6 protein-coding genes are annotated in these 13,950 nt (G+C 58.3%); all 6 read left to right on the plus strand.

Translation table 11 applies throughout. The features are described 5' to 3' along the window. The first annotated feature begins 88 nt into the window (after window positions 1-88). The 6 genes from KJI95_RS13580 to recD all read left to right on the plus strand — a co-directional run bounded on the left by KJI95_RS13580 (window position 89) and on the right by recD (window position 13,933). Window positions 89-1,072 carry an AAA family ATPase gene (locus KJI95_RS13580; protein WP_214507744.1) on the plus strand — a complete coding sequence of 328 codons (984 nt, stop codon included), beginning with the start codon at window positions 89-91 and terminating at the stop codon, window positions 1,070-1,072. 22 nt (window positions 1,073-1,094) lie between these two features. After that, on the plus strand, window positions 1,095-2,072 hold the full coding sequence (locus KJI95_RS13585) for a DUF58 domain-containing protein (protein ID WP_214507745.1): 978 nt from the start codon (window positions 1,095-1,097) through the stop codon (window positions 2,070-2,072). A gap of 14 nt (window positions 2,073-2,086) precedes the next feature. Then, the gene (locus KJI95_RS13590; RefSeq protein ID WP_214507746.1) at window positions 2,087-4,153 is read left to right on the plus strand and encodes a transglutaminase TgpA family protein; all 2,067 of its coding nucleotides are present in this window, start codon (window positions 2,087-2,089) and stop codon (window positions 4,151-4,153) included. Window positions 4,154-4,360: 207 nt separating this feature from the next. Then, window positions 4,361-8,023: an exodeoxyribonuclease V subunit gamma gene (recC, locus tag KJI95_RS13595; protein ID WP_214507747.1), complete on the plus strand. Its 3,663-nt coding sequence runs from the start codon at window positions 4,361-4,363 to the stop codon at window positions 8,021-8,023. Between the two features lies 1 nt (window position 8,024). Next, a complete protein-coding gene (locus KJI95_RS13600; protein WP_214507748.1) occupies window positions 8,025-11,861 on the plus strand; it encodes a UvrD-helicase domain-containing protein in 3,837 nt (1,278 codons plus the stop codon). Further along, window positions 11,858-13,933 (plus strand): exodeoxyribonuclease V subunit alpha, encoded by a 2,076-nt coding sequence (gene recD, locus KJI95_RS13605; RefSeq protein ID WP_214507749.1) that lies wholly within the window; start codon window positions 11,858-11,860, stop codon window positions 13,931-13,933. The genes KJI95_RS13600 and recD overlap by 4 nt, the downstream gene beginning before the upstream one ends. Window positions 13,934-13,950: the final 17 nt, after the last annotated feature.

The following is a 13,950-nucleotide window of genomic DNA, read 5'->3' on the forward strand; positions in this document are numbered from 1 at the left end:
AGCGGTAAAATTTCGCATAGTAAGCAGAGCCTTAAAATAACAATCACAGGCATGCTTCAACGTGCCGTACCCTGAAAGGAAATCAAGGATGCAGGACAGCTTGATTAAAAACAGCTCGGTTAACAGCAGCGGCGTTTCCGGCAGTTCGGTTAGCGGCAGCGCCCCGGCCAGCAACGACATTGCCAACCTGACCGCCCAGCTTGAGCGGGTACTGCTTGGCAAACCGCAGCAAATCCGCCTCGCCCTCGCCTGTGTGCTCGCCCGCGGCCATTTACTGATTGAAGATCTGCCCGGCATGGGCAAAACCAGCATCAGTCAGGCCATGGCCAAAAGCCTCGGGCTGTCGTACCAACGCATTCAATTTACCAGCGACATGCTGCCCGCCGACATCATAGGCGTTTCCATTTACGATAAATCGCTGAATCAGTTTGTATTTCATCCGGGGCCCTTGTATCACCAAACCATTTTGGCCGATGAAATCAACCGCGCCAGCCCCAAAACCCAAAGCGCGCTGCTGGAAGCCATGGCCGAGGGGCAAATCACAGTTGATGGCCAAACTCACCCGCTGCCACGGCCCTTTTTCGTGATTGCCACCCAAAACCCCACAGAGCAGTCCGGCACCTTCCCGCTGCCCGAATCCCAGCTTGACCGCTTTATGATGCGGATTTCTCTGGGTTATCCCTCCCGCGAGGCGGAGTTGATGATGCTGCAGGGCAAGGGTGACAGCCCAGCCGCCCCACTGCCCCAGTGTATCAGCCCGTCTGAGCTTGCCAGGCTTCAGGCCGAGATAGACAACGTCAGCGCCTCCGATGCGGTGCTTGGCTACCTGCTGGCGCTGGTAGAAGAAACCCGGCTGCTCGGTGAAGGTTACGGCCTGTCGCCGCGTGCATCCAAGGCGCTGCTTGCCGCCGCCCGCGCCTGGGCGTATCTCAGCGGGCGCCGCTTTGTGGTACCGGAAGACATTCAGGCGGTATTTGTCAGCGTGGCGCAGCACAGGTTGCCGGGCAGCAGCCGTCAGCAGGGACAAAGCCTTGCCGAGCGGGTGCTCTCGACCGTCAATCCCATTCGCTGATAACGCCGCTGAGGGCAACGACGTGAGCCGATTCGGCATCAAGCTTGAACCTTTCCTTGCCAAGCGCTTGCCGCCTGCGCGTGAGCAAACCCTTAGCCACAAAGGTATTTTCATCCTGCCCAGCACCTTTGGGTTAGTGTGGTTATTGCTGGTGGCGCTGCTGTTTTTGCTCGCCACCAATTACCAGAACAACCTCATTCTTGGCATAGCGCTGCTGATGAGCAGCCTGTTTGTCACCTGCATTCTGTACAGCTATCGAAACCTCGAGGGCCTGAGTTTGCAGCGCCTGACATTGCCGACTGTGTATGCCGGCAGCACACTGCCGGTGCCGGTGCGTCTGTCGGCCAAACGGGATGTCCACCAGCTGAGCCTTGAATTTGCCGCCATGCCGCCCTGCTCGGCGGCGGTCACGCCCGGACCAACCGATGTATTGATTCCCGTTACCGCGCCCAAGCGGGGCCTCTTTAACCCAGGCAGGCTTAAAGTACAGTCATCCTATCCCCTTGGGCTAATGCGCACCTGGACCTGGGTTGATTTGGATATTTGCCATCCGGTATTTGCAAGCCCCATAGAGGCGCCGCTGCCACTGGTGCGTCTGGATGAGGATAAAGCGCAGCATGACCTGGGAGCCTGGATCCCGGGCGTGGATGAATATCAGGGGCTTAAGAGCTACATTCCCGGCGAGTCACTCAAGCAGGTCGCCTGGAAGCAATTGGCCCAGGGGCGCGGCATGCTGTCAAAAGACTTTGCCGAGCCTCAGGGCGCGCCGCGCTGGCTAAGCCTGCCATCTGACAGTGTAAGTGAAAGAGAGCACGGGCTGTCGGTGCTCTCTTTTTGGGTGGACGAGCTGTCGGCGCGTCAGCAAATCTTTGGCCTGTCGCTGCCGGGGCTAAAGATTGCGCCATCCCTTGGCGAAGCGCACCGCATCGAGTGCCAGATTGCCATCGCCTGCGTTGGCGCCCCACCTGAACTTATCCAGCGCTTCAGCGCGCGCCGCTGACGGGGACTGTAATCATGGCCTTGCTGCAACGACTGAAATGCCTCGTCGGCCCCGCTATCACAGATGAAATCATCAGCCGTCAGACGCTGCTGTGGCTGCTGCTGGTCCACCTTGCGCTGGTGGTGCCGCTTGCCGAAAAAACCACGCCATGGGCGCTTGGGATCAGCGCCATTTGTCTGGTGTGGCGCGCCGGTATTTTCTTTGGCAAGGTGGCGAGGCCGCCAAGGCTTTTGGTGACCGCGCTCGGGCTTGCCTCTGCCATCACCCTGATGCTGGTTGGCCGCGAGATGGGCGTACTCAATGCGCTTATCAATTTGCTTATTCTCGGCTATTCGCTCAAAACCATCGAAATGCTCGGTAAAAGGGATGTGCGGGCGGTGATCCTTGCCGGCTACTTTTTGCTGTCGCTCAATCTGCTCGACAATCAGGGCATAGGCGCCATGGCCTATGCCATCGGCGTGTTTGGCCTCAATACTCTGGCGCTGCTGTCACTCTATCGCCAAAAGGCTGCAGGCTCGGCCATGTTTGCCATTAAGTTGGTGGCGCAAAGCCTGCCGCTGGCGCTGCTGCTGTTTTTGGTGCTGCCAAGGCTTCCGCCTTTGTGGGTGGTGCCTCATCTTAAATCGTCCACCACGGGCCTTAGTGACGAGGTCGGTTTTGGCGATGTGGAAAAGCTCACCCGCTCCGATGCGCTCGCCTTTCGAGCCCGCTTCGATGGCGCTGTGCCTGCCAACGCCAATCTTTATTGGCGCGCGCTGGTGCTGGAAGATTACGACGGCGCCATCTGGCGCCAGAGCGAGTTTATCCGCGAGTATGAAAAGCAGGCCTTCAGCCTTGGCAGTAGCCGCCGCCCATCAGGCGAGCCAACCGACAGCTACGAGGTGATTGCCGAGCCAAGTGGCCAGCGCTGGCTGTTTGGGCTGGATGTGGCCTACTCAGACGCCAAAAGTGTTGTTAACCTGCCGGATCAGCGCCTGCTGGCGTTAAGGCCGCTCGATGGCCGGATGCAATACCGGCTTGGCCGCTACGACGCGCCTATGGATCTGAATTTACCGGCGCTGAGCCGCCGGGTGAATCTCACTCTTCCAGAGGACTCAAACCCGCGTACGCTCGCACTCGCCAAGGAGCTCAAGCAGCAAAACCCGGGCGCCGAGGCCTATCTTGGCGCGCTGATGGCACGCTTTAATCAGGACGCTTACTTCTACACCCTGACACCGCCGCCGGTCGGCAGGCACCAGATTGATGATTTTCTGCTGGATAACAAACGCGGCTTTTGTGTGCACTATGCCTCGGCGCTCACCTTTATGGCCCGCGCAGGTGGCATTCCGGCGCGCATGGTTACAGGTTATCAGGGTGGTGAGTACAACCGCGACGCAGGGTACCTCAGCGTTTATCAGTATATGGCCCACGCCTGGACCGAGGTGTGGCTTGAAGGCAAAGGCTGGGTTCGGCTGGACCCCACCGCGCAAATTGCGCCATCCCGCATTCTCGATGGCTTTGATGCCACCTTTGATGCCAGCGAAGCTTACCTTGATGGCAACTATCTGAGCGCCCATCGGCTAAAGGGCATTCCCTGGCTGAATGAGCTTCGGATGCGCCTTGCCAGTATCGATTATTACTGGAGTCTGTGGGTGCTTGGCTTTGATGATAACCGTCAGGAGCAGCTACTCAAGCGCCTGCTTGGCAGCGTCGGCGATACGCGCTTTATTGTGACTGTGCTTATAGCCGGCTTTGCTTTACTGCTTCTGATTGCCTGGCAGGCGGGCCTTCTAAAGCTTCCGACGCCTTTGCCGCTGCCTATCCGCGCCTTCAACCGGGTCGAGAAAGCCCTTGGCAAGCGCGGTATAGCGCGCGCCATCAGCGAAGGCCCGAGGGATTACCTTAGCCGCGCGGCGAGAAGCCTTCCGGCAATTTCGGCGATGCTGCTTGATTTTGCCGATGCCTTTGAAGCGGCCCGTTATCGGGGCGCAGGCCCTGAGCCTGCCGACCTTATGCGCCAAAGCCGCCGACTTGTTCGCATTATCGGCAATCAGGCCAAAGTCACAGAGCCTGAACCCACAGCAAGCGCCAGTCACGGTTGAATGAGCCAAATCAGTAACATAGAATGACTTTTTTGCCGATCGATTGCCGCTAGATTGCCGCTCGGCCCGGACCTTATCATTGCAAAGACGTGATCATTGCGAAAATCTTATGCGTGCCATGGACCGCGCATGATTTATCACGCTTGGCCTGGCAACGCAGTGGTAAATCAGCGCACCAGCGTCAGCAGTTAACACCCAAGGGATGCCATGTTCACACTCGTTCAGTCCAACCAGATGGAGCGCCTCGCCCGCCGCCTTGCCGCCGAGCTTGCACAAGGGAGCCGCTTTGCCCTCGCCCGTGAACATGTGCTGGTGCAAAGCCCGGGGATGGCAAGCTGGCTTAAGCTTGAAATTGCCCGTCATAACGGCATTGCCGCCGCGCTCGAATTTCCGCTGCCGTCGAACTTTATCTGGTCCCTGTGTTACGCGCTTATTCCGGGCGTCCCCAAGGAAAACGCCTTCACCAAAGAAGCCATGACCTGGAAGCTTTTGGCGCTGCTGCCCGAGGTGATTAACGGCGAGGCCTTTGGACCGCTGAGAGACTACCTCAGCACCGACTCAGCCCTGAAACGCTTCCAGCTTGCCGGCCGCATCGCCGACATTTTTGACCAGTATCTGGTGTACCGCCCCGACTGGATCCTCGCCTGGGAGCAAGGCGAAGACATAGCAGCGCAGCAGCCCTATTTGCCTGAGCTGCCATTCAATGCCACGCCTGTGGATGACAACTGCCGCTGGCAACCCATACTCTGGCGCGCTCTGGTCAGCTATAACCGCGACCGGCTCGGCCTAAGCCACTGGCACCGCGCCAATTTACACCAGGCGCTGATAACTGCACTTAACGACCCGAATACCTCGCTTACGGCCATTCCGTCACGCCTGTTTGTGTTTGGGATTTCGTCACTGCCGCCGCAAACCCTGGATGTGCTGCATGCCCTTGGCGGGCGCATTGAAGTGACCATGTTAAGTCTGAGCCCCTGCCGCCAGTATTGGGGCGATATTCTCGACCCGCGCCAGCGCGCCAAGCTTGCGCTGCGCTACACCCAGGACAAAATGCTACCCGCCCACTGGGAAGAAACCCTCGAGGTAGGTAATCCGCTGCTTGCTGCCAACGGCAAAATGGGCCGCGAGCTGTTGGACTTGGTGCTGACACTGCCGGAACAGCATCTGGACATTGACGACTCAGAATATGCAAGCGTTGCCGCTGATACCCTGCTTGGCACGCTGCAGGCCGATATCCTCGATATGCAGGTGGCAGGCACGCCCCTTTGCGCCACCTTGAGCCGCTATCAGCAGCAGGAAGGCAAATTGCTGCTTCGTGATGATGACCAGAGCCTGGTCATTCACAGCTGCCACAGCGCGCTTAGGGAAGTCGAAACCCTGCACGACCATCTGCTGGCGATGCTGACAGAAAGCGAAGGCGCGCTCTCGCCCCGGGATATCGTAGTGATGCTGCCGGATGTCGCCGCCTACGCGCCCTTTATCGATGCGGTGTTTGCCTCCAAGCGCGGCGAGCATTATATCCCTTATGCCATTGCCGACCGGGGCGCCGCCGACGAATCGCCATTGGTGCATGCCTTTTTGACACTGCTGGACATTGACGACAGCCGCTTTGGTCTGACCGAAATTTTAAGCCTGCTGGAAGTCCCGGCGGTGCTGACACGCTTTAAGCTGACCGAGGAGGAACTTTCGCGCCTCACGGTCTGGCTTGAGCAGTCCGGCGTGCGCTGGGGCCGCGACGCAGACAGCCGTGAGGCCATGGGCCTGCCTGCCTTTGACAAGCACTCCTGGGCATTTGGCATTCGCCGTATTTTACTGGGCTACGCGCTTGGCGATGATGCGGATTTTTATCAGCACACACTGCCGCTTTCCGGTGTTGAAGGCGCGCAGGCGCAGTGCGTCGGCAAGCTGCTTGATTTTATTGAGGTGCTTGATAATTTCAGCCGCAATTTCCGTGAAGCCGAAACCCCGGCTGACAAGTTTGAGCGCCTGTTTGCCCTGCTCGATACCCTGTTTGTCGCCGGTGACGACAGCCTCGATGACCTCACCCATATCCGAGAGCTTCTTACCCAAACCCGCGAGATGTTAAGTACAGCAGGCAGCCTTGATAATCTGCCGCTTGCGGTATTCAAGTCCCATTTAAGTGCCAAACTGACTGAGTCGCGGGTGGGACAGCGCTTCCTTGCCGGCTCAGTTAACTTCTGTACCCTGATGCCGATGCGCTCTATTCCGTTCAGGCTGGTGTGCCTGCTTGGGATGAACGATGGCGTCTATCCGAGGGTGCAGCATCCGGTGGGTTTTGACTTGATGGCGCGCACCGGCGCCCGGCGCGGCGACCGCTCACGGCGACTCGATGACCGCTACCTGTTTTTGGAAGCGCTGCTGTCGGCAAGGCAGCAGCTTTACATCAGCTTTATTGGCCGCAGCGAGCGTGACGACAGCGAGCGGCCTCCCTCTATTCTGGTAAGCGAACTGCTGGATTGCTGCGAACTCAGCGCCTGCTTGCCTGGGCTTGATGAGACAGTCGCTGCCGGAACCGAATCCGAGCGTAATGAAGCCAAACAGAATAAAGCCCAGCAAGGCGAACGCACGCTGCAAAGCAGGCTTATCCGCCAGCAGCCGCTGCAGCCATTTGACCCGAGGCTTTTCAGCCCAAGCGATTCAATCGGGCAAAGCTTTGCCGCCCAGTGGTGTCCGGCTAAGTCTGAGCCAGCGCGTCCCTTTGTCGATGGCGAGCTTGAACCCGTCGAGACCGCCAGCGCCATGGCAGTAAACATGGCCACCGCAAACACAGGCAACAACATAGAAGAGCTTGAGCTTGGCACCCTTATTCGCTTTTTCCGCGAGCCGGCGCGATTTTTCTGCCAGCGGCGATTGCTGCTTGATCTGTCGCTGCGCCTCGATGCCCTCGACGATGCCGAGCCCTTTGAGCTTGACGCACTCGAGCGTTATCAAGTGCAGCTTGAGATGATGAACCGCGCCCTTGGCGCCGATGAAAAGGCTGAGCCCATGGTGCTTGATGCCCTCGGTGAGCGCCTTGGCGGCGAAGGCATATTGCCGATGGCGCCTTTCGATGCACTCACCTACAAGGGCTATTGCCGCGATTTGGCGCCGGTGCTTGAGCGCAGCCGCTTTTTGATGGCAGGACATGAGCCAAAAACCTTAAGGCTTTCCATCCCCCTGCCTGGCGGCGCTGTGATAGTGGGTAAACTTGATAATATTTTCCCCAAAGGGCTGCTGGTTACCCGCCCCGGCACCGCCAAGGCCAAGGACATACTGGCGCTTTATCTTCGCCACCTGTGCCTTTGCGCCTCGGGGCACGGCAGTTACAGCTTCCTTCTGGATGTGGGCCACTTCCATGCCATGGCGCCTGTGCCTGAGCCGACCGCTGTTGCGCTCCTTGCGCATCTTACCGGTATTTACCACCGCGCGCTGAGTCGCCCATCAAGGCTTATTCCGGCCATGGCACTTGGCGTAGCAGAAGCCTATATCGGCGGCGATGCCCATTTGGATGCAGATGGCAGTGTCGCCCCAAATGCCAGTGTCGACCCAAATGCCAGTTTCGACGCAAATGCCAGTCTCGACGCAGATGCAAGCAGCCTCAGCGTGGCAATGAAAGAGGCGCTGTTGCCGCGCCTCGCCGAGCTTTGGGAGGATGGTCAGGGCTTTGGTGAAAGCAACGAACCCCATAACAGCCGACTGTTTGAGTTTCCGGCAGACTTTTTAAACGCAGGCTTTGTCGCCGAGGCCTGCGGGCTATGGCTGCCGCTGCTTGCAATCTGCCACAGTGAAAAACTCGGCAAGCTTGGCGAGTTTATTGAGTCGCCCGCATCCGTCCCGGCACGCTTCCAGACGCCCGGCCATGGAGAATAATATGTCCCTTACTTCATCATCCGCCGCGGCCAATACCCAAAATGCGCCGGTGCCGAGCAGCCCGCTGGATGCGTTTACCCTGCCGATGCACGGCGCGCGCCTGATTGAGGCCAGCGCCGGTACCGGCAAAACCTACACCATTGCCAACCTTTATCTGCGCCTGCTGCTTGGTATTGGCGAGTCCCGTCCTTTCGGCGCCGATGAAATTCTGGTGGTAACCTTTACCAACGCCGCCACCAGTGAGCTCAGGGACAGGATCCGTCGCCGGGTACAGGACGCCTTCAAGGCCGTGCTTGGCGAGCCAAGCAGCGACCCGTTTATGCGATCGCTCCTTGGCGCCATCGACAATACACCGCTGGCGCTGCGCCAACTCGATTTGGCCCTTAAAACCCTCGATGAAGCATCCATCTACACTATCCACGGCTTTTGTCAGCGGATTTTATCGGATCTCGCCTTTGAATCGGCGCTGCTGTTTGAAAGCGAGTTTACCCTCGATGACAGTGAGTATCTGACCCTCGCCGCCGCCGACTTCTGGCGCGCCCACTGCTATGGGCTCAGTAACGAAGTGGCGGCCATCATCCATGCACACTATCCATCGCCCAAGGCGCTTGAGAGTGAGCTTCGCTCACTGATTGGCGCGCGTATGGCAACGCCAAAGCAAAACCCCGGCAATTTCACTGTGCTGGAAAGTGAGCACAGCCAGCGCTTGTCGCGCCTGCGCCTTGCCTGGAAGCAAAGCAGCGGCGAGGTGATTGAAACGCTTAAAGCACTGCCGCTTAACGGCACCAGTTACGGCAAGGCCGCCGACGGTTTTCCCAAACTCATGGCACATTTCGAAGAGATGGATGCCTGGGCCGCCCGAGGCCACGGCGAGCCGCCGCTAAAGGCGCTCACCGCGCTTGCCTACGACAATATCAAGCTCAATAAAGGCGGGGTGCTGCCACAGGCCGACAAACTCGCGCTGCTGGTGCAAATCGGTGAATTTATTACCGCCCACGGGGCGCTTATTCCGGCGTTTTTACTTAAGGCGCGGGATGATATCCGAAGCCGCTTTGCCGCCCTGAAAGCCGAGCGCAATCTGCTGGCGCCTGATGACCTTTTGCTGACCCTCGCCAAAGCGCTGGGCTATGAGCATGGCGCTCATAATGAAAGCAGCCCTGATAGTGAAAACCGCTCTCAAAGTGAAAACAGCGCAGATGCTCATAATAGCCTGGCAGAGCGCCTTGCCGCCGAAGTCGCCAGCCGCTACCCGATTGCGCTCATCGATGAGTTTCAGGACACAGATCCGCTGCAGTTTGCCATTTTCAGCGCCATTTACCGTCAGGCTGGCAAGGCGCGCGGCCTTTTGATGATTGGCGACCCCAAGCAGGCAATTTATGCCTTTCGCGGCGGCGACATTCACACCTACCTCAGTGCCAGAAATGAGGCCTCGGCCCACTATAATCTTGGCACCAATTACCGCTCGTCACGGGCGATGGTCGATGCAGTCAATCGGCTGTTTCAGGCCCGCGAACGGGTCTTTATGAATGACGACATTCCCTTTGAGCCTGTGAATGCTGCCGACAAGGGCCAAAAAGCGCTGCTGATTGATGGCAGGGCGGCAACAGCGCTCGAGTTTGCGTTTTTAGCCGAATCTGATGGCGGCCTTAACAAGCAAACCGCCCGCACCGCCATGGCAAGCGACACGGCGGAGCATATTGCACGCTTACTTAACCTTGCCGGCGAAGGCCGCGCCATCCTGTCTGACAAACAAAGGCCGCTTAAGGCCAAAGACATCGCTGTGTTGGTGCGTGACCGCAACGAAGCCGCCTTCATCAAGGCGGCGCTGGCTGAGCGCAGCATAGGCGCGGTGTTCTTATCCCGTGACAATGTGCTGGCAACCCCTGAGGCGCGGGAGCTGATGCACCTTTTGTATGCCATCGCCCACCCAAGGGATGAGCGGCGGCTTCGCGCCGCCATGGCGACACGGCTTTTGGGTTACACCCAAAGCGACATCGCCCGCATGAATCAGGATGAAGACGTGCGCGCCGCCGCGCTCGAGCGTTTTGAGGGCTGGCATCAACGCTGGCAAAAGCAAGGGGTGATGCCAGCGCTGATGGCGCTTGCCGATGACACTGGGCTGCTGTCACGCCTGCAGGGCGAGAGCGATGCCGAGCGGCGCCTGACGGATTTTCGCCACCTCTGTGAGCTGCTTGAGCATGCCGCGGCAGGGCTTGATGGCATAAGCGCCCTGCTTGGCTGGTACGAGCAGGCGCTCGCCAATCCCTCCGCCGACGAAACCCAGCAAATGCGCCTCGAGAGTGAGCAGAATCTGGTGCAAATTGTCACCATCCACAAATCCAAGGGGCTGGAATATGGCCTGTGTTATATCCCCTTTTTAAGCCTGGCGCGGGACAGCCGCGGCAAACCCTCGCCCATGCTTTACCACAGCGACAACCAACTGGTGTGGGATATAGAGCAAACCGATGAAGGCAACGAGCGCTTTGACGAAGAGCGCCTTGCTGAAGATCTGCGTCTTTTGTATGTGGCGCTCACCCGCCCTGTGTATGCCTGTCGGCTCGGGCTTGCCAATCACAGCCGGATGCTCAAAGGCGGGATAAGCAGTGAAGTGTTCAAAACCGCCCTTGGCTATCTGCTTGGCATCATGGATAAAAACTGTGATGGCGGCATGTTAAAAGCCGCCGCCATGCGGCTTTGCTCCGTTGCCGCCGATGATGTCGCTAACGGTGACGTGGAAACCATCGCCGTTGTGGATGCAATAACCGATAGCCTGACCAGGGTGACAGATGGCGACATCAGCGCCAGTTCGCACCTGAGCCCCCGCCAGCCAAACCGGCACAAAGAAGTGCCCTGGCGGGTTGGCAGCTACTCGGCGCTGGTGGCGGACAGCCATGGCAAGGACGCACACAGCGCGCCAGCTTTGCACGTCGGCGCTCAGCAATCAACAAATGTTCAAAACGCAATTGCTCAAAAAGCGCTTGACCATAAGTTAAGTGATCACCAAATGCCTGAAGGAATAGTGCCAGAGGACCGCGGGCTTAGGAGCGCCTTACCAGGCGCAGGCGATGAATCCTTTTCCGCCCTCGAAATTCTGATGCAGGCACCGGAATCCGACGGTTTAAGCCGCTTCAGTTTTCCCCGCGGCGCCAACGCGGGCAGCTTTATGCACCTGGTGCTTGAGCTCATCCGCTTCGATGCACCGCAGGCAACCTTACCCGCCGCACTTGAGCAGGCAATGGCGCAATTTGGCATTGAGCCCAAGTGGCAGCCTCTTTTGATGGACTGGTATCAGGACATACTGGCAGCCCCCCTTAACGATGGGCAAAGCCAGTTTGCATTAAGTAGCCTCAATGTGGACATGTTGCTGGTGGAGATGGAATTTTTCCTGCCGGTCACCCGGCTTAAAGCCCATGCGCTTGGGGATCTGCTGGCGCTATTTCACTATCGCAGCGACATCGGTTTTGACACCTTAAATGGCATGCTCAAAGGCTTTATCGACCTGATTTTTTGCCACGATGGCCGCTATTACGTCGCCGATTACAAGTCAAATCACCTTGGTGACGAGCTTGGCAGCTACCATCAGCAGGCAATGCAGGAGGCCATTGGCGAGCATCATTACGATTTGCAGTACCTGCTTTACACCCTGGCGCTGCACCGGCTCCTCAGAAGCCGCCTTGCCGACTACGACTATGACCGTCATATCGGCGGCTGCTTTTATCTGTTTTTACGCGGCATGTCGGCAAGCTCGCCGGGCAGCGGGGTGTTTTTTGATAAGCCGCCGAAGCTACTTATCAACGCGCTCGATGCACTCTTTGAAGGAAATGAGGTCAGGATATGATTGAGAGCATGGGCAAAACCTTAAGCAGTGACGAGGTCAAACTGCTGCTCTCGCAATTGGTGCAGCAGGGTGAACTTGGCTCACTCGACCGCCACTTTGCACTGGAAATGGCAAGGCTGCATCAGGACGATTCGCCGCTGATGCTGATTATCTGCGCCCTGGTGTCGCGTCAGTTATCGGCGCAGCACCCCTGCCTTGACCTCGATTCTCTGGTGCTTGCCAATCCCTTTGGCAGCAGCAGAGGCCGCTGCCGCATAAGCCTTGAACGGGACGCCTTATTGGCCGCCATTGCCGCCCTCGATGCGGTTGGGATGCCCGAGCCAGCGCTTACCGATGAGCAAGCGTCAGCGGCGTCTGCTCCTCAGTCCGCTCATCAAATAAGCAGTGCGCCCAATAAGCCGCTGATTCTCGATGGCAAACGCCTGTATCTGCGCCGCTACTATGGTTTTGAAACCGCGGTGGCACGCAGGCTCAGTGCACTTGCGGCCGAGGACATTGCCGGTGCGGACATTGCCGGTGCGGGCATTGCTGATACGGATAGCGCTGATACGGATAGCGCTGTGGCTGGAACGATAAACACAGTGGCGCTCCTCGATGAACTCTTTCCCGCTGGCAATGGCGACATCGACTGGCAAAAAATCGCGGTGGCGCTCGCCTCCGGCAAGCGGCTTGCGGTCATCACAGGCGGCCCGGGCACAGGCAAAACCACCACGGTCACCAAGCTGTTATTGCTCCTGATGAAACAAACGCCGCTGAAAATACGTATGGTGGCGCCCACCGGCAAGGCAGCTGCCAGGCTCAGCGAATCCATCAAGGCAAGTAAGCAGCGCCTTAAAGCCACGCTGGAAACGGGGCTTATCCCCCCCGCCGATGTCGATGCACTGCCGGAGGAGGCATCCACCCTGCACCGGCTGCTTGGGGTCATTCCCGGCAGTAACCGCTTCCGTCATCATAAAGACAACCCACTTGAGCTCGACTTATTGCTGGTGGATGAAGCCTCCATGGTGGATTTGCCCATGATGCACCGCCTGCTCGATGCGCTGCCAAAGGACTGTCGCCTCATTCTGCTTGGGGATCAGGATCAGCTTGCATCAGTCGAAGCCGGTGCAGTGCTCGCCGACATTTGTGAAGGCGCCCGCCAAGGCTACCGCTACAGTGCAAAGCAATGCCAGCGGCTTTATGCACTCACCGGCACGGTGCTTCAAAGCACAGAGGCCGCTGGGCTTGGCGATAACCTTTGCACCCTCACCCACAGCCACCGCTTTCGCGCCGATGCCGGTATTGGCCAGTTGGCGCTGGCGGTTAACGCCGGTGACAAGGCGCGGGTTGGCGAAGTATGGCGCCACGGTTACAGTGAGCTGACCTGGCTCAGTCACGGTGCAGCTAACGCTGGCCAAGGCGACACTCAAAGCAACACTCAAAGCGGAAAAGGTGAAGGCCTCAATGCCCTGATTTCACTCGCCTGCGATGCCTACGGCGATTATCTGCAGGCCATGGCCTCATTCGCCCCGCCGGAAGATATTCTTGAGCGCTACAACCGCTTTCGGGTGCTGTGCGCCACCCGCAGCGGCGAATATGGCGTTGAAGGAATAAACCTTGCCATTATCGCTGCGCTGTCGCGCCGTGGCCTTATTCAGCCAAAGCAGGAGTTTTTTGCCGGTCGCCCCATCATCATTCAAAGCAATGATTATGGCTTGGGGCTCTTTAACGGGGATATCGGCATAGTGCTGCCACGCAGCGCCGAAGACCCGCGCCTGATGGCGCACTTTATCCAAAGTGACGGCAGTATGCTTAAAATCCTGCCGGCGCGCCTGCCAAGCCACGACACCTGCTTTGCCATGACAGTGCACAAGAGTCAGGGCAGTGAATTTTCCAGAGTCGCGCTGTCGCTGCCAGTCAATCCATCGCCGGCGCAGCAAAGTTTGCTTGGGCGGGAATTGATTTACACCGCCATTACCCGCGCCAAGGACAAGTTTATCTGCCTTGGCAACGAAGCCCTGTTTGAAGCAGCAATCGACAGGCGTACCGAGCGCGCCTCGGGCCTTGCCAAGCGGCTATGGCAGGGCAATTAAATCTCGGCCTACTGCCT

Source organism: Shewanella jiangmenensis, assembly GCF_018596335.1.
In the GTDB taxonomy this organism is placed as follows: domain Bacteria; phylum Pseudomonadota; class Gammaproteobacteria; order Enterobacterales; family Shewanellaceae; genus Shewanella; species Shewanella jiangmenensis.

What these genes read in the sequence shown, in the direction of transcription:
- KJI95_RS13600 (WP_214507748.1), top strand. Translation starts at nt 8,025, where the DNA reads ATGTCCCTTACTTCATCATCCGCCGCGGCCAATACCCAAAATGCGCCG.
- recD (WP_214507749.1), top strand. Translation starts at nt 11,858, where the DNA reads ATGATTGAGAGCATGGGCAAAACCTTAAGCAGTGACGAGGTCAAACTG.
- KJI95_RS13580 (WP_214507744.1), top strand. Translation starts at nt 89, where the DNA reads ATGCAGGACAGCTTGATTAAAAACAGCTCGGTTAACAGCAGCGGCGTT.
- recC (WP_214507747.1), top strand. Translation starts at nt 4,361, where the DNA reads ATGTTCACACTCGTTCAGTCCAACCAGATGGAGCGCCTCGCCCGCCGC.
- KJI95_RS13590 (WP_214507746.1), top strand. Translation starts at nt 2,087, where the DNA reads ATGGCCTTGCTGCAACGACTGAAATGCCTCGTCGGCCCCGCTATCACA.